This is a genomic window from Maribellus maritimus, assembly GCF_022267315.1.
In the GTDB taxonomy this organism is placed as follows: Bacteria; Bacteroidota; Bacteroidia; order Bacteroidales; family Prolixibacteraceae; genus Draconibacterium; species Draconibacterium maritimum.
The window spans coordinates 25876-43785 of sequence record NZ_JAIKLE010000039.1 but is presented as its reverse complement, the minus strand read 5'-3'; the positions used below and the strand labels follow the sequence as shown (position 1 = coordinate 43785).

The following is a 17910-nucleotide window of genomic DNA, read 5'->3' as shown; positions in this document are numbered from 1 at the left end:
AGAATTATTCTGCGCCAATCAATTCTTCACTTAGTTTTTCTGTCCATGTACAAAGTGCCGCAACTTGCTCTTCAGTAAGCTTGGCTTCTTTATGCATCTGAACGTATGCTTTTATTGGCATCTTTTTACGCTCAACTTCTCTGCAAATTTCTTCAAGAGCGCCAATTTTATCAAAAGTATCCATTTGTCCCCATTCTGAAAAATTTAGTTCTTCTTTTCCTTCAACAATATGGTCGTTTATCATCCAGGCAACCGGAACAATATTGTGGTACCATAAATAGTTAGTCTGGTCGGAATGGCAATCCATACAAGCATTTTTCAGAATTGTTTTTACGTTCTCGGGAACTTGTTCTTTTTCAAAAATATGGTCGGGAGTCGAGGTGCCTAAGTTCTTTTCTGGTCTGAAAAATTGAATAACTATGGCACCAATGATAACGACGATAAATAAAATTCGTAATAGTTTTTTCATATTCGTTTATGATTAAAAAAACCGGATATTCGTATGATAACGAATTCCGGCGTTTTTATTTAGATGTAATTATTTACTGTTTAATTAAAGCGGATGCTTCTTTTTTTACCCATTCTGTCAAGGTTTTTGCTTCTTCTTCCGTAAGTTTTCTCTCCGGGAATCTTTCAAGAAATCTTTTCGGTGGCATTTCTCCTTCTTCAACAACTTCGGCAATATGCCGCAATGCTCCAATTTTTTTTACTTTTGAAAGGCTGTCAAAGGTTTTAAAATCAAGATCTTCTTTTGCATCTTCATTTTTTGAATCGGTGTTGTGACAACCAAAGCAAGACTTATCTATTATCGCCTTAATGTTTTCCGGCATGTTTAATTCACCTTTTACAGGAGTTTTGTCTGAGGCATCAAGTGTTGACGAAATGAATAAAAAGGCAAGACAGATTCCTGCTAAAATTCCTAATTTTTTCATGGTTTAATCATTTAAGAAGATGATACAATAATAACATACAATTTAGCGTAATTAAATAAATAAACATAGTTTTGAATTTATTGTTTGAACATAATTCGATAAAATTCAGCAAATTGATTGAAAAAGTATATTGATTCCTGAGTATTTTAATAATTTTGGCGAAAATGCTTTTTATGCGGACAATTTTGATGATTCTTGCCGGAATCTTTCTGTTTGAATATTCATCTGTAGGACAGATTTCGCAAGGTGGAAAACCTCTTGAATTTTTAGGGCTTAAAAGCGCAAAAATACCGGTTGAAAGAATGCCGGATTTGGATAATGATATTTTGCTGAAACAGGCTATTGGTGAATATAATAACTCAGTTCAGCTAAAACCTTTTAGATTTGCTACTCCTTTTGAAGTAAATTATACTGTTGCCAATTCCGGTGTATGGACGACTGCAAATGACGGAACTCAAATCTGGAGGCTAAATATAGTATCAGAAGGGGCAAAATCTTTAAATCTGATTTTTAGCAATTTTAATCTTCCGGCGGGTGCGCGCTTGTTTTTGTTTAATGAAAACACCAAACACGTGCTTGGGGCATTTACTTCCTTTAACAATAAGTCCACCGGAAAATTTGCAGTTATGCCTGTTGCAGGTGATGAGATTACGGTTCAATATGAAATTCCTGCCGGTTATCAGCCGGATGAAACTTTTGCTATTTCACAAGTAAATCACGATTTTGCAGGCATTATAAAAAGTGACGATAGACGGCCTTTTTATCCTACCGTTGCCGGTTCCTGCAATGTTGATGTGAATTGTGAAATTGGAGAGGACTGGTCGGATATGAGAGATGCGTCTTGTCGGTTAATTGTAAATGGTACGGAGGTTTGCTCGGGAACATTAATAAATAATACAGCCGAGGATGAAACGCCATATGTTATTTCGGCAGCACATTGCTATGACAGATGGGAATATGCGGAAACAACAGTTTATGCTTTTAATTATGAAAGTCCTTATTGTTCGCCTTTAGACGGCGACCCTTCAAATTCTGTCTCCGGAGCGATCATGAAAGCCCGGTTTGACAGTCTGGATTTTGCATTGGCCGAAATGAGTCTTGTTCCGCCACCCGAGTACAGACCATATTATGTTGGTTGGGATAATTCAGGAACAATGAGTGGCACGGTGGTTACGATTCATCATCCCTGGGGGGATATAAAAAAGATATCTTTTGATTATGACAAACCCGGATTTAGTAGTTTTAATTCGCATTATGTTGATAATGCATTTATTAGGGTTAGCCGATGGGACGAAGGTGTGACTGAAAGCGGGTCGTCAGGAGGAGGGTTGTTTAATCGTAATAAAAGTCTGATTGGAACTTTAACCGGTGGTTCGGCGGATTGTGAAGAACCGATTGATGATTATTTTGCACGTTTTGATATGGCATGGGATTACAAATCGGACATAACCAAACAGCTCAAACACTGGCTTGATCCCGTAGGAACAGGTGCAAGTTATGTAGATGGAAAGCGGTTTTATCAGGACGAGGAACTTTGTGGCGCTTTTAGCAATTTGACCGATGAAGATCAACACCAGCTACTGACAATAACAGTTGACGGCGATTTTTCAGGCTATTGGGGAGGAACAAACGATGCAGGAATTACTGAGGTTGTGGAAAAATTTTCGATTGACGGAGCTGAAACACTCCGCGGAGTGTCACTTGGTGTGGGCAGAGTTTATGATACTGGTTCCGGTGGAACAGTAGTTGTAAAAGTGTACAATGGAACAAATTTACCGGGACAGCTGTTGTATTCTCAATCGGTTGATCTTGACTTTTTTGTAGAGGGGGCCATGAATTACATTGGGTTTGAAAACGATGTGAAGCCGATTGGAGATTTCTATATAGGTTTTGAGATGGAAAATATGAGCCCCAGAGATACATTTGCTGTATACCAGTCGGTTTGGGAGGCCGATTCCGTAAATTTCTTCTATTTCAAAAGTGGAAGTATGTGGTATAATTTTGCAAATATAAATCCCGATGGTTATTCCGCTTCAAATGTTTTTGAAGTCGTTGCCTGTAATATTTATAGCGAATCAGATGAACCTTATGTGGTTGACGACCCAATGGAGATCGCTGTATATCCTAACCCTACAAATTCCTATTTTACGTTGGAAACGGGGACTGAAATTAGCTTAAAAGAAATATCAGTTTTTAATATGCTCGGACAACAGGTTGATGTAATCTATACCAATCAACGGGAAAAAAAGATTCAGATTGATTTGTTGGGAAACGTTCCAGGTATTTATTTTGTACGTTTTAATAACGGGAAGAAAATGGTGTCGAAAAAGGTTTCATATCTCCCATGGTAGTACAACAAAATGCAACGAATTTTAATATTTATCCTTTATATTCTTTTTTTTAGTTCATGTATGAACGATAGAACGCTGCAAAACAATGAAGTGAGCTCCAATGAATTTGCAAGTGGTTTTAGTATCGAAGAAAATAGCGAAATTGTAAAACTCAAGGTTTTTAATCCCTGGGAAAAGGCACAAAATGTAAAGGTGGAGTATTTTCTGGTACCTAAGGAAATATCTGTTCCCGATTCGTTGCAAAATAAAAACATTATTCGCACCCCGATTCAGCGAATAATTTGTATGTCAACATCGCACCTCGGTTTTATTGAGGCGTTAAATGAAAGTCAATCAGTTGTTGGAATTTCCGGAGCAAGTTATGTTTCCAATCTTGAACTTTTACAAAATGTGGAAACAGGGAAGGTGGTTGATGTTGGTTATGGACAGAACCTGAATTATGAAGTGATTTTAAATCAACATCCCGATGTGGTGATGCTTTACGGGGTTGGAAGTGAGGTCACAACACATGTGAAAAAACTGGAAGAATTGGGAATCCCGGTGGTCATGAATGCGGAATATCTGGAAGAAACTCCGCTTGGAAAAGCAGAATGGATAAAATTTGTAGGAGCATTGTATCAAAAAGAAAGCGAAGCTCAACAGTTTTTTAACGAAATAAAAGAAGATTACCTTTCACTAAAAGAGAAAGTAAAAGACAAACAAAACAAACCTAGAGTTCTAGTTGGATCACCGTACAAAGATTCATGGTGGATACCAGGTGGGAACTCATATTTGGCAAATATGATAAAAGATGCCGGTGGCGATTACATCGGAAAGGATAACGATTCGCATGAAAGTTATGTGATTTCTTTTGAAAATGCACTTACCTATGGAAATGAGGCGGATGTATGGATAAATATGGGACTTTTATCATCCAGAAAAGATATTATCGCAACCGACCAGCGTTTTGAGAATTTTAACGTTTTAAAAGAAGGTCGTTTGTTTAATAATAACAACAGAATGAGTGAAAACGGCGGTAATGATTTTTGGGAAAGTGGCACCGTTTATCCAAATTTAATTCTCCGCGATTTGATTTCTGTTTTTTATTCGGGAACAAATCATGACGAATTGGTGTATTACAAAGAAGTAGAATGAATCCGCCACAGGAACATAAAAAGTCTTCAGTACGCGCAGTGTTTTTTATACTTGGCGTGCTTTTTTTATTGCTGCTGCTTGCCGATCTTTTGTTAGGCTCTGTAATTGTTCCTTTAAAACAAATATTTCTATCTGTTTTTTCGTCGGAAGAAAGTAATGCTACATTCAGAACGATTGTTCTTGAATTCCGTTTGCCCAAAGCAATAACTGCAATTTTAACCGGTGCCGCGCTGTCGGTTAGCGGACTGCAGATGCAAACCGTTTTTCGAAATCCGCTGGCAGGGCCGTTTGTTTTGGGGATTAGTGCCGGAGCAAGTTTAGGAGTCGCACTTTTTGTTCTTGGCTTTTCTTCTGTTTTTGCGTTTGGTGTTGTAACATTAACCGGAGCCTGGCCACTTGCCATTGTTGCATGGATTGGTTCTTTCCTTGTGATGTTGCTTGTTTTGTACGTTTCTACCCGTGTTAACGATATAATGACAATTCTGATTCTTGGGATTTTATTTACCAGCGCCGTTTCAGCTATTGTGAGCATTCTTCAGTATTTCAGTAATGAATCGATGTTAAAAGCTTTTATCATCTGGACGATGGGAAGCTTGGGGAGTGTTACCAATGCCCAACTTTCGGTGATGGCACCTGCATTTATTCTCGGAGTTTTTCTCGCTTTTTTCAAAATAAAAGATTTAAACGCATTTCTTTTGGGTGAAAATTATGCCCGTTCGCTGGGGGTGAATATTATTTCAAGCCGAATAATTATTTTTCTGAGTACCAGTTTACTTGCCGGAACAATTACTGCATTTTGTGGTCCCATTGGTTTTATAGGAATCGCAGTTCCTCACATTTGCCGCGTGATTTTTAAAACATCAAACCACCTGGTTTTGGTACCGGCGGTTATTCTGACCGGAAGCATTGTAATGCTTTTTAGCGATATTGTTTCGCAACTTCCGGGAATGCAAACCACCTTGCCCATCAACTCGGTAACGGCAATTATTGGAATTCCGATAATTATGTGGATGATAATCAAAAACAAAAAATTTGCTTCTGTTTCATGAGCGAGCAAGGATTCAATATTGAGTTGGATAATTTATCGGTTGGTTACGAGCAGTCGGGAGCAAAGCCTTTGGAGATTCTTTCCGGGATTAATTTTTCTGCTTGTCCGGGCGAAATGGTGGCGTTGATTGGATGTAACGGAATTGGTAAAAGTACGTTACTCCGTTCGCTTGTCGGTTTTCAGGATTATTTCTCGGGAAACATAAAATTGAACGGCGATGAACTAAAAACGGTTGACTCACGGGAAGTTGCTCAGATTATTAGTTTTGTTTCTACTGAAAATATCCGCGTGGCAAATATGACGGTTTTCGATTTGGTTGCATTTGGCCGTTTTCCTTATACAAATTGGATTGGTCGTTTAACTGCCGAAGACAAACAGAAAGTAAGTGAGGCGATAAAAAAGGTCGGACTGTCCGGTTTTGAAAGCCGGCAAACTATCCAGTTAAGCGATGGTGAACGTCAGCGGGCGATGATTGCCCGGGCTTTGGCGCAGGATACTCCGGTAATTATTTTGGATGAACCCACTGCATTCCTTGATGTAAGCAACAAATACGAAATATTTCACCTTTTGCAGATTTTGGCTAAAGAGAAAGGAAAAACCATTATTCTTTCAACACACGATTTGAATATTGCATTGCGTGAAGTGGATAAATTGTGGATTGTTACCGAAACCGGAAATTTCCAGGGAGCGCCGGAGGATGCTGTTTTAAATGGTTGGCTGAATCAGTTATTTAACAACGAAAATGTGGGTTTTGACTTGCAGGAAGGAGAATATTTCTTCAAAAAAGATTTTAAAGCTAAAGTTAAAGTAGAAGGAGAGGGGCTTTCGCTAATCTGGACACTGCGCGCTTTTAACCGTTTGGGATATCAAATTGTAATGAAGGCCAGTCCTGATTTTTTAGTTTCTGTGAATGAAGATTTATGGACCTATCAAAAAGAAGATGTAAAAGAAACATTTGGTTCTATTTATGAACTTTTGATGTTTCTGGAAAAATAAAAAGTCCTCTTTTTGCAAAGAAGACTTTGTACTATTTTATGTGAACTTTCAAATTAATACCCGGCAGCCTGTCCGTCTTTACGTGATTCCGACGCTCCGTAATATACTTTGTTTTTACTGTCCCATTTTATCGCCTGGTAACCGCCGTACGGTCCGTAAGCATAGCCAATTTTGTGGCCTTTTTGCATCAGCGCACGGATGGTTTCATATTCAAAACCTGATTCCAAAGTAACTTCGCCACCGTCAGTCATCGTGCCGCCGGTTGGATCACTCGAGCCTGTGTGCTGAATTCTTGGAGCATCGCCGGCTTCCTGAATATTCATTCCAAAATCGATAATGTTGCAAATAATCTGAACGTGTCCTTGCGGTTGCATGTCGCCACCCATTACGCCAAAACTGAGAAACGGTTCGCCATCTTTTGTTACAAAAGCCGGAATGATGGTATGGAACGGACGTTTGTGTGGTTCGTAAATATTCATGTGCCCTTCTTCCAACGAAAAAAGTTCTCCGCGGTCCTGCAAAATAAAACCCAGTTTTCCCGGGGTCATTCCCGAGCCCATTCCCCGGAAGTTACTTTGAATCAGTGAAACCATATTTCCTTCTTTATCGGCAACTGTCATGTAAATGGTATTTCCGTGTTCCATACCCCACGCCGGATAACTGCGTGCCGCCCGGTCGGGATTAATCATTTTGGCTTGTTGTTTGCCATATTCATCAGAGATTAGCTCTTTTATGGGCAGATCATTAAAATCGGGGTCTGAATAGTATTTTGCGCGGTCTTCAAAAGCCAATTTTTTAGCTTCTATAAAAAGATGAATGTATTCCGGTGAACCAAATCCCATGGAAGCGATATCAGAGTGTTTCATGATATTCAACATTTCCAAAGCTGCTGTTCCCTGCCCGTTGGGTGGAAGCTCCCAAACATCGTAACCACGGTAATTTACCGAAATCGGTTCAACCCAATCTGAATGATGATCTTCGAAGTCTTTCATGCTTAAAAATCCGCCTTGCTCGCGTACATATTTTACTATTTTTTCAGCAATCTCTCCTTTGTAAAAAACATCACGACCTTCTTTTGCGATTAACTCGAATGTATTTGCAAGATATGGATTTTTGAATATTTCACCTTTTTTCGGTGCTTTTCCTCCAGGCATGAAAATTTCCTCAAAACCCGGAAATTGTTTTAGCGAACGGGTGCTTCTTTGCCAATAATAAGCGATTAGTTCTGATAATGGAAAACCATTTCTGGCATATTGAATTGCCGGATCCAGAATTTCCCTCATTGGTTTGGTTCCAAACTTTTTATGCAATTCAAACCAGCCATCAACACAGCCCGGAACAGAAACCGGTAACGGACCCAGTGCCGGAATTTTTTCATAACCGTTTTGTTTAAAATAGTCGAGTGTTAAATCGTAGGGCGAGCGTCCACTGGCATTTAACCCGTATAACTTTTTTGTTTTGGCATCCCAAACAATCGCAAACAAATCACCTCCCATTCCGTTTCCTGTCGGTTCAGTCAAGCCCAACACGGCGTTGGCTGCAATCGCTGCGTCAATCGCATTTCCACCCGCTTTTAAAATGTCGAGTGCGGCCTGTGTTGCCAATGGCTGACTGGTACAAGCCATTCCATTTTGAGCAATTACTTCGCTGCGCGTGGCAAAATTATACCCGGTAATTCGGTCTTGTGCAAAAGCAATAAATGTGAGTAAAATTAATACTGACGTAAAAGCTGTTTTTTTCATAATATGATTTCCCCCTTTTTTCAATGAATTTTAAAAATAACAATTTTTCAAACGGCATTCAGAATTTAAATAATATTGAATCGTTATCTTCGGTAAAATTTCAAAAAATGGAACGGTTTCTCTCGAAATGTGCGGAATATATTTATCAAAAACATCAAAAGAATTTGCAGAATCTTTGTATTGTTTTTCCCAACCGTCGTTCGGGAGTATTTTTTACTTCTTATTTACAGAAGCAGATTTCCGGTGCTGTTATCGGATCAAAAACGATAACGGTAAATGAATTGTTTTCCGATTTTTCACCTTTTCATTCAGTCGATAAATTGCAGCTCATTTCTATTTTGTATGAAGTTTTTAAAAGGCACACAAAAACTACCGAAACTTTCGACGAGTTTTATTTTTGGGGAGAGATTTTGCTCGCTGATTTTAACGATGTTGACCGGTATTTGGTAAATGCTGAAGATATGTTTCGAAATATCGCGGACATCAAAGAAATCGATTCTTTGTTTGATTATCTCACGCCTGAGCAGAAAATGGCGCTTGAGCATTTTTGGGGAAGTGTGGCGGTTTCAAATAACAAGGAATATCAGAAAAAGTACATCAATGTTTGGGATAAACTTTTTCCGGTTTATGCTGAATTCAAAGCTATTTTGGCTGAAAAGAAATTGGCCTACGGAGGAATGAGCGACCGGTGGGTAGTAGAGCATCTGGAAAAGGGCGATTCTGAATTTGATGCAGAAAAATATTACATCGTTGGTTTAAATGCGCTAAATGCCTGCGAAAAGAAATTTTTCAAGAGTTTGCAAGGCCTAGGGAAAGCTGATTTTTTGTGGGACTTCGACCGTTTTTATCTGGAAGATGAGAAGAACGAGGCCGGCGGTTTTATGCGTGAAAATCTTACACGTTTTCCTTCTCCCGATGATTTTCTTTTTGATGACCATTTCTTCTCAAGAAAGAAAAATATAAAACTGGTCGCTGTGTCGTCGGTTTACGGACAGGCACAGGAAATTCCTCATTTTTTAAAAGAAACTCAGCCCGATTTTCAGCCGCAATTTGATAATACAGCCATTGTTCTGGCCGACGAATCATTGTTGTTTTCCGCCCTTGGTGCAATTCCTGAAGAAACCGGAACTGTAAATATTACAATGGGCTACCCGGTGAAAAATTCGGTGGTTTATGGTTTTTTGATGTTGATGGTAAATCTTTTGAAAAACCGGAGAAAGGATGCTGATAATAATACGGTTGTTTATCACCGTTTTGTAACCGATATTTTGAACCATCAGCTGTTGAATGGAATTGCCTCGGAAAAATCGAAGGAATTTGTAGCGAGTTTGAAATTCAATAATAAAATTACGGTTGTTCTGAAAGAGATAAATTTCTCAACCATTCATCATCAAATATTTTCGCCGCCCGAAAAGGTAGTGGATTACAGCACTTATTTTTTGGATGTTTTGGGAAGTATTTACGCCTGGGTAAAACAGGAAGATGCCGGGAACAAAATGTTACTCGAGCTAATTTTTTCAATTTACAATGCAATTGAAAAATTGAAGGTGGTTGTTCAGGATGTTGCCAAAGAACAAAGTCGAGAAATCAGTCCGGCAGTTTATTTTCGTTTGTTTAATCAATATTTGGGGCAGGTTTCGGTCGCTTTTGAAGGTGAACCGTTGAGCGGAACGCAAGTAATGGGAATTTTGGAAACCCGCTGTCTCGATTTTGAAAACCTTATTATTTTGGGGCTGAATGAAAACAAATGGCCGCGAACTTTTACTTCGCCGTCGTTTATTCCGCACAATATTCGAAAAGGTTTCGGCCTGCCCGGAATTGACGAGCAGGATGCGATGTATTCCTATTATTTTTATCGTTTGATTCAGCGCGCAAAAAATGTGACCGCAACCTACAGCGTAGTGAAAGAAGGAATTAATACGGGCGAATTGAGTCGTTACGGATTCCAGTTGTTGTACGATTCTAATCAGTCGCCAAAACTGGTGAATCTCGATTTTTCTTTTGCCAACGATCCTGTGCCTGAAATTCAAATTCAAAGTTCGGAGAAAAGTGTGCAGGAATATTTGTCACGAATTTCAAAAGATCATCCGCTTTCGCCAAGTGCTATAAATGTATATTTTATGTGCAGTCTTCGGTTTTATTTCCGCTATTTTATGCATTTACCCGAGCCCGATGAGGTAAAAGACGAAATTGATAGTCCGATTTTTGGGAATATTTTTCACGAAACGATTGAGGCTTTGTACAAACCTTTTGTTGGAAAAGTGTTGGAAAAAGGCGATTTGGAGAATATGCAGAAAGATCGAATTCTGCTTGAAAATGAAATCAGGAAAGCAATTGCCAAACATTATTTTAAAGAAAGAGACTCAGCCAGAAAGCCAGTAAAACTGGAAGGCAAAACACTGTTGATTTTTGAAAATATAAAAACCTTTCTTAAACAACTCCTGAAAATTGATGCTGAGATTGCCCCATTTTCCGTGGAGTCGCTGGAAGATGATTATAAAACGGAATTGCCGCTTGTTTTAAACGGTGCGCCGCAGAAAATATGGATAGGTGGAAAAATAGACCGTGTTGATAGAGTGAATGGCAAACTTCGCATTCTGGATTACAAAACCGGAAATGTTGATTCACTCTCATTTAAAAATTTAGACGAGCTTTTTGAAAAAGATCAGAAAAAACATAAAAAAGAAATTTTGCAGGCTTTGATTTACACACATGTTCTTCGTAGAAATAAAACGAGTGAACGTGATTTCCAACCTGTAATTTACAGCTTGCGCAAGTTTTTCGACGAAACTTATTCTCCGGAAATCAGCTGGGGAAAACAGGGCTTTTCGTTTCAGGAAATAGAACCTGAATTTTTGGAACATTTACAAGTTTTAGTGCAGGAAATTCTTTCACCGAAAAATGTATTTTCGCAAACTCCATACGTAGAAAAATGCCAATATTGCCCTTACAACAAGATTTGCCAACGTTATTGATTAGCTCAATTTTCCAAGATATTCAATAACCGGTTTTGTTCTTTTATATACTTGCTCTTCGGTTTCTTCTTCGTCGAGTTCGAGTGTAATAGTCGGGATATTTCTTTCTACACCGCAGTATGTTCCAAACGAACCAGGAGTTGGATAACCGATATCTTCCAGTACCGGATGTCCGCATAGTTCTGCTACTTTCTCTGCAATTTTTTTTGCCGGACCATCAAAGTTCACCACTTTAAACGGAGCATGGATGGTTAAAATAACATCAGGTTTTATTGTTTCGAGTGTTTTTACCATAAACTTTGTTTCTTCCTCGCTGGCCGGAGCATCACCTGAATAATAATCGTTTTTTTCTGTTTTTACCCAGTTTTTTGTTGGGTAATTCCGGTTTAAATCCACGCCGTTTTTGTTTTGGCAAGTGTTGACCTTTTTCCCGCTCGGGTTCAGGCAGGGAATAAAATAAAGGTGGTTTTTTATGGTGCTAAAATTAGTCTCCTTTAAAAACCGATTGATAATATATTCACCTTCGGGTTCATCGCCATGAAAAATTCCGATGATAAGAATTTTTTTGGCGTTTTCGTTAGCAGATTTTTTTTCAATAAGTTCTATTTGGGAAAGGATTGATGTCTCCATTCTTAATCTTCCAGATATTTTTTGTATAAATCGGGACGTAATTCTTTTGTGCGTTCAATGGCTTGCTCCTGCTTCCAGTCGTCAACCAGTTTGTCGTTTCCGCTGAGCAAAATTTCAGGAACTTTCATTCCTTTATATTCTGCCGGGCGTGTGTAAACCGGCGGACTTAGCAGATTATCCTGAAACGAATCGGTGAGGGCAGAGGTTTCGTCGGAAAGAACGCCGGGAATCAAACGGACCACAGCATCGGTTATAATTGCTGCAGCCAGTTCGCCTCCGGTTAAAACATAATCACCAACCGAGATTTCTTTGGTAATATAAAAGTCGCGAATGCGCTGGTCGATTCCTTTATAGTGTCCGCAAAGAATAATAATGTTTCCCATCATCGAAAGGTTGTTGGCCTCTTTTTGATTAAAAACACCACCATCGGGAGTTGTGAAAATAATTTCGTTGTAGTTTCTTTTTGCTTTTAACGATTCAATGGCTTTTTCGATAGGCTGAATGGCCATCACCATTCCGGCACCTTTTCCAAAGGAATAATCATCAACGCGTCGGTGTTTGTCGTCCGAAAAATCACGTAAATTATGAATATGTATTTCTGCCAATCCTTTTTCCTGGGCTCGTTTTATTATGGAATGGCTAAACGGACTTTCCAAAATTTCCGGAAGTACCGTGATGATATCAATGCGCATTTATTTCAATTTTTTGCAAAGGTAAGTATTAAAATCCAATTCAATTTGAGCTCTGTTATATATCTATGAAGTTGCATAAGATGATTTTTTGTCATGTGTATTTGCTTAGTTTGTGACTATGTGTCATTGAAAATAGAATTATTTTGAAAAAAATGACTATTTTTTGTGATTGGAACATGAATTGATTTATGGGGAGCAGAGTTTAAAATTGAAATTATTAATTAATCAATAAAAGGAGAAAAAGTCATGAATTTAGTAAGATTTCAAAACCCACGTTACGCTGTAAACAGAAATTTAGTTGATGAACTGTTTGGCAATTTTTTGAGAAACGATTATCACGAAAATTATTTGGAAAATTGTGGAAATCAACCGGCAACCAATGTTTTTGAAACTGAAAAAGATTTCCGGATTGAGTTGTTGCTTCCCGGATTCCCGAAAGAAGACGTGCAGATAAATTATCACAAAAACGTATTGACTATTAAAGTTAAAAAGGAAGAAGAAAAAGAAACAAAATCGGAAGAATACAAGTATGCACACCGTGAGTTTGGTGCTTTTAACTTCGAGAAGAACTTTAAAGTTCCGAATTCAGTAGACGCGGAAAATATAAACGCAAAATTCGATAACGGCATTTTGCACATCGTTCTTCCCAAAAAAGAAGAAGCGCTCGAAAAAGATCCGGTTGATATAAAGATTGCATAAAAGATAGTGGTAGAGAAAAGTTAAAATAAAACCCGCTGGAGTTTCCGGCGGGTTTTTCTTTTGAATATATAAAGTATCAGTAAAGTAACTAAATGCTTATCAAATTGAGTCTGATATTTTTGATTTGTAATTCCCGTTTTGTTCGTTGATTTTTGATGAATTCAAACCAATCGAAGCAGGCTGCTTTTGAGAATCTCCCGTCTTCTGTGGAGTACGCTAGCAACTCGTTCCTGTTAAAATTCTTTAAGCGCAAAATCCCTTTCCCGATAATTGATTCCAATTAACCATGGAGGTAAAAATTTTTCCTTTTTTTGAGGGGGAGGGGTAAAAACATAAGCCGGTGCGTAGAAAACAATAATACCACGGGGGCACTCATGGTAATCGGATAACTAAGAGAAGAACCCCCAAAAGGGTTCAACTCTTTTTTATGTTTTTAGCTTTTACTTACCTTTTCCAATAAGAATAAATCTTCAGCATCCAACTCTAATTCCGGAGCTGAAAACAATGTTTTTAACTGATTTTCGCTTGTGGCACTTACAATCGGGGCCGTTACCAGGGGATTGGCCAGCAACCATGCCAAAGAAATGGTAGCCGGGTGACTGCCGTGTTTTTTAGCTACGTCATCCAAGGCCTTTAAAATGGCTTTTCCTCTGTCGTCGAAATGTTGTTTTATTCCGGCGCCACGCGGACTTTTGTCAAAATCGGCTTCTGTTTTATATTTTCCGGTTAAAAATCCGGCTTCCAGCGACCAGTAGGTGAAAACGCTCCAGTTGAATTCTTCTGCCAACGGCGCATATTGTTGTTCAAATTTGTCGCGAATCAATAAATTGTAGTGCGGCTGAAGTGCAACATATTTCGGGAAGTTGTTTTTTTCTGCCACTTCCATCGATGCCAGCAATCGTTCCGGCGAAACATTCGAAGCTGCGATATAACGCACTTTCCCTGCTTTTACAATTTCGTTATACGCTTCCATGGTTTCTTCCACCGGTGTTTTTTCATCATCAAAATGCGTGTAGTATAAATCGATATAATCGGTTTGTAAACGCGTCAGCGATTCATCAACCGATTGTAAAATATGTTTTTTACTGCTGTCAACGCCATGTTCTTTGGTTTGAGAACCAACTTTGGTAGCAATTACCAAATCTTTACGGTTGCCTTTGGCTTTCATCCAGTTTCCGATAATGGTTTCCGATTGTCCGCCGGTGCCGTTCACCCACCATGAATACGTGTTGGCCGTATCAATAAAATTAAAACCTCCGCCAACAAATTTATCCAGTATATCAAACGATTGTTTTTCGTCTAAAGTCCATCCAAATACATTTCCTCCAAAATTGATTGGAGCAATCTCTAAATCGGTATTTTTAATTGTTACTTTTTTCATATCTGTCCATTTTTAAGATATTATTTTTGTCTTTTAACCTTTGAAAAGTTTTGAAGAGGTATTCAATACTGTCTGTTTACATTTGATGAAACCCAAATCTGCGAGCTTTGTTTACGCCCCGGCAGGCTTTGTATTCCACATTAAAAATAAAGTTAAAGATTCAAGTCTATCCGCCCTATTGTTTGTAATCCGCGGATTTTAAAACTAAAGAACCAGCAAAATATTTAATGTGTCGTTAACCTATGCAAGTGAATATTCTAAGAGTATCATTGGCGAAAGTTTGCAGAATTATATTCTTGTTATTTGCTATTTGGTTTTTGAATTTTGGTGCTTACAAATGGATTTAACCTGCTCTGAGAATTTTTTCCATTTTTCGTCCTTTGGCCAGTTCATCCACCAATTTATCTAAATACCGTACTTGCTGCGTTAATGGATTTTCGATGTTTTCCACACGATAACCACAGATTACACCGGTAATGAGCGGGGCATTTTTATTTATTGTCGCCTGCTGAAAAAATTGCTCAAAGGTCACCCCGGCATCGATAAGTTTTTGCAGCTGTTTATCGTCAAAGCCTGTTAACCATTTAATTATTTCATGTAATTCTTCTTTTGTCCGTCCCTTCTTTTCCACTTTTGCGAGATAGAGTGGATACACTGATGCAAAAGTCATTTTTGCAATACGCTCATCTTGTTTGTTTCCCATGGTCATTTTATTTTTAGCCAATATCGGGAAATATTTTTTATTGCCTGAAAGCGGTTGGGTTTATTATTGAGAGCTCCGAGTCGCGAGCTTCGAGTTTACTGGAGCCTCAATTAAACAATAATCAATCAATTCGTTTTCCTATACAGCGTTTGTAATGAGCTGTCCTGTTGTATTTTTATAAGCTTCTGCTGACATTTTGATCGTCCTGTTCATTTTTTATCAATTTCCTGTTGATATTGAGGGTTGTACTGCCGGCGTATGGAGTCGTCTTGTAATTTTTTTCTTCCAGCCCGGAAAGGAATCGAACACTTTTAAAATCGATATAAATTCTCGGTTTCTGATATATTTTCTCCCTTGCTATTCAAAACGGTAAGTTGCAGTTTTCCGCCGTTCGAATCGAAATAAAGAACTTTTATGGGGTGCAGTCCTTTATCCAGTGCTTTCATTCCTGCAACTTCCCTCGGACTGTGCGCGCCATCGTTGTTAACTACTTCTTCGTTATCGATGTACATCACAGAACCGTCGTCGGAAAGCAATTTGAATGTATAAATATCTTTTTCAGAAACATTAATAAACCCGGTAAGCACCAGTCCGATGTTGCCTTGTACGTCTTCGGGAATGGCAACGCCCGGAGCCGTGTATTCTCCATTTAAAGGAGCCTTTTCAATTTCTCTGCATGAGCTTCCGCGGTATTCATGCCACAATGCTTTTAGTCCGCTGTGGGTAAGCGTTGTGTCTTTGCCCGGCGTGTATTCGCCTTTTATAAATTTGGTCTCGAAAATATCGCCTTTGCTTCCATCGGGGTAGAAATACCGGAAACTAAAGTTGGTGGTTTTTTCTATTTTAATCGGGCCGGCGTATAATTCAGATTCCTTTGTGGGGAAACTACCATCGGTAGTATAATGAATGGTGGCTTTGTTGTACCCGCTTTTCAAATCGACGTTGGTTTCGCCAATAAACATATTTGTTTTGTACATGCCTTCCATGGGCGGGATGTAGTATTTTATTCCCATTAGATTAAAACGCTGCAGATTTACATCTATTTTATGTTGAAAACGTGCCCAGTCGTTTGAGGAGGTGTCGTGCCAACATACTTCAGAAAGCGCCAGCATGCGTGGTAAAATCTGGTAATGTAAACGCGCAACCGTAGGAATCCATTCGGTCCAGATATTGGCCTGTACCCCTATAACCAGTTTTTTTTGCTCGTCGCTCAAACTGCTTTTTACCGGTTCGTATTCATACAAGTCTTTCAGCGTATTTTTTGCGGGTTTGTAGTCGAAATAAAAACGATCGCTGGTCGTAACAATCGCCTGATTTCCTGTTGCTGTTGCCCGTGGTACAGCATCGGGAACCCAACCGCGCCACCACATAATGGTTGCTGATGGTGACAATCCTCCTTCGATTATTTCGTCCCAGCCGATTAGTTTTTTTTTGTTTTCATTGAAAAATTTCTCCATATATTTTACAAACCAGGCTTGTAGTTCTTCTTCTGTTTTTAAACTATTTTCATGCATGCGTTTTTGGCAATCGGGACATTTTTTCCAGTTGGCTTTATCCACTTCATCCGCACCTAAATGCACATATTCGTATGGGAAAAGTTTGAAAACTTCACTGTATACATTTTTACAAAATTCCAGAGCGCTCTCTTTCCCCGGGCAAATTGGCGAAGAAAACAATTTTCCCCATCCTGTTTGTTTAAAACAGGAAATTCCATCGTAATTTTCTATGGCGGCAAGAAAATGCCCCGGCATATCAATCTCCGGAACGATATCGATTCCCCGGTCTTTTGCAAATGCAACAACTTCGCGTATGTCCTCCTGTGTATAATAGCCACCATAAAGTGTATCTCTGTTAACTACTTTCATTTTATCGGATGGCAACAAAAAGTCTGCATTGTCCTGTTCTTGCGCCATTTTGAGACATTCCAGATCCTGGTTGTTGAATTTTCTCCAGGCACCCTTTTCGGTTAACAACGGGTACTGTTTTATTTCAATACGCCATCCCTGGTCGTCAGTAAGATGCCAGTGGAACTTGTTGAGTTTGTACATCGCCATTAAATCAAGCAGGTTTTTTACTTCTTCTTTTGTGAAAAAATGACGAGATACATCGAGGTGAAGACCACGATAAGAGAAACGAGGCTCATCGCTGATGTTTACTACAGGAACGTTCCATTCTACAGTGTGGTTCTCCCGGGCTGATAACTCAATTTCAGGAGGTAAAAGCTGTCGTAAAGTCGAAATTCCTGAAATAATTCCGGCATAAGAGCTGGCTTTTATTTTGATTCCTGATTTGCTTACTGTTAACTGATATGCGCCTTCTTTTCCCGGAAGGTCGGTCAATTCCAGTAAAATATCGGCATCGGAATGCTCTGATTTTATCTCAAATCCTGTGGCTCTGCTCAGCATATTTTTTAAATAGCTGGCTGCTGCATCTAATTGTGGGGTATTAGTCGCAATGCTTAATTGATTTGTTAATTTGTAGCTGCCGTTATTCTGCTCTGTTTTTTTGGGTTGAGGAATTATTATTATTTCACCCGGAGTTTTTTGTTGAGAACAGGAAGCCAATAGGTACAAACTTATAAAAGCAACTAAAAGATATTTCATTCGATTAAAATTAATTGTTAAAAA

At 38.8% G+C, this 17910-nt stretch carries 14 protein-coding genes; 6 read left to right on the top strand and 8 right to left on the bottom strand.

The window, feature by feature from the left end; translation table 11 throughout:
- Positions 1-4: 4 nt before the first annotated feature.
- Positions 5-469, bottom strand: a complete 465-nt coding sequence (locus K5G00_RS24165; protein WP_238769083.1) for a heme-binding domain-containing protein — start codon at positions 467-469, stop codon at positions 5-7.
- A gap of 73 nt (positions 470-542) precedes the next feature.
- A complete protein-coding gene (locus K5G00_RS24160; RefSeq protein ID WP_238769082.1) occupies positions 543-932 on the bottom strand; it encodes a heme-binding domain-containing protein in 390 nt (129 codons plus the stop codon).
- A gap of 173 nt (positions 933-1105) precedes the next feature.
- On the opposite strand from K5G00_RS24160, the gene K5G00_RS24155 reads away from it, so the two are divergent.
- From K5G00_RS24155 to K5G00_RS24140, 4 genes are read left to right on the top strand one after another with little or no spacing between them, the layout of a single operon-like run.
- Complete coding sequence (locus K5G00_RS24155; RefSeq protein WP_238769081.1) at positions 1106-3283, top strand: T9SS type A sorting domain-containing protein; 2178 nt, start codon at positions 1106-1108, stop codon at positions 3281-3283.
- Between the two features lie 9 nt (positions 3284-3292).
- A complete protein-coding gene (locus tag K5G00_RS24150) occupies positions 3293-4417 on the top strand; it encodes an ABC transporter substrate-binding protein (RefSeq protein WP_238769080.1) in 1125 nt (374 codons plus the stop codon).
- Positions 4414-5466, top strand: coding sequence for an iron ABC transporter permease (locus K5G00_RS24145; RefSeq protein ID WP_238769079.1), 1053 nt, complete (start codon positions 4414-4416; stop codon positions 5464-5466). The genes K5G00_RS24150 and K5G00_RS24145 overlap by 4 nt, the downstream gene beginning before the upstream one ends.
- Positions 5463-6461 carry an ABC transporter ATP-binding protein gene (locus tag K5G00_RS24140; RefSeq protein ID WP_238769078.1) on the top strand — a complete coding sequence of 333 codons (999 nt, stop codon included), beginning with the start codon at positions 5463-5465 and terminating at the stop codon, positions 6459-6461. Before K5G00_RS24145 ends, K5G00_RS24140 begins: the two co-directional genes overlap by 4 nt.
- Before the next feature lie 53 nt (positions 6462-6514).
- Here K5G00_RS24140 and ggt read toward each other — a convergent pair whose 3' ends face one another.
- A complete protein-coding gene (ggt, locus tag K5G00_RS24135) occupies positions 6515-8203 on the bottom strand; it encodes a gamma-glutamyltransferase (RefSeq protein ID WP_238769077.1) in 1689 nt (562 codons plus the stop codon).
- A 107-nt stretch (positions 8204-8310) separates the two neighbouring features.
- On the opposite strand from ggt, the gene K5G00_RS24130 reads away from it, so the two are divergent.
- Positions 8311-11178, top strand: a complete 2868-nt coding sequence (locus K5G00_RS24130; RefSeq protein WP_238769076.1) for a PD-(D/E)XK nuclease family protein — start codon at positions 8311-8313, stop codon at positions 11176-11178.
- Here K5G00_RS24130 and K5G00_RS24125 read toward each other — a convergent pair whose 3' ends face one another.
- Positions 11179-11808, bottom strand: a complete 630-nt coding sequence (locus tag K5G00_RS24125; protein WP_238769075.1) for a M14 family zinc carboxypeptidase — start codon at positions 11806-11808, stop codon at positions 11179-11181.
- Positions 11809-11810: 2 nt separating this feature from the next.
- Positions 11811-12500 carry a tRNA (guanosine(37)-N1)-methyltransferase TrmD gene (gene trmD, locus K5G00_RS24120; RefSeq protein ID WP_238769074.1) on the bottom strand — a complete coding sequence of 230 codons (690 nt, stop codon included), beginning with the start codon at positions 12498-12500 and terminating at the stop codon, positions 11811-11813.
- Positions 12501-12746: 246 nt separating this feature from the next.
- On the opposite strand from trmD, the gene K5G00_RS24115 reads away from it, so the two are divergent.
- Entirely contained in the window at positions 12747-13199 is a 453-nt protein-coding gene (locus K5G00_RS24115) for an Hsp20/alpha crystallin family protein (RefSeq protein ID WP_238769073.1), read from the top strand.
- 433 nt (positions 13200-13632) lie between these two features.
- Here K5G00_RS24115 and K5G00_RS24110 read toward each other — a convergent pair whose 3' ends face one another.
- The 3 genes from K5G00_RS24110 to K5G00_RS24100 all read right to left on the bottom strand — a co-directional run bounded on the left by K5G00_RS24110 (position 13633) and on the right by K5G00_RS24100 (position 17886).
- Positions 13633-14580 (bottom strand): aldo/keto reductase, encoded by a 948-nt coding sequence (locus K5G00_RS24110; RefSeq protein WP_238769072.1) that lies wholly within the window; start codon positions 14578-14580, stop codon positions 13633-13635.
- Between the two features lie 343 nt (positions 14581-14923).
- Positions 14924-15283, bottom strand: coding sequence for a DUF2200 domain-containing protein (locus K5G00_RS24105; RefSeq protein WP_238769071.1), 360 nt, complete (start codon positions 15281-15283; stop codon positions 14924-14926).
- 311 nt (positions 15284-15594) lie between these two features.
- On the bottom strand, positions 15595-17886 hold the full coding sequence (locus tag K5G00_RS24100) for a family 20 glycosylhydrolase (RefSeq protein WP_238769070.1): 2292 nt from the start codon (positions 17884-17886) through the stop codon (positions 15595-15597).
- Positions 17887-17910: the final 24 nt, after the last annotated feature.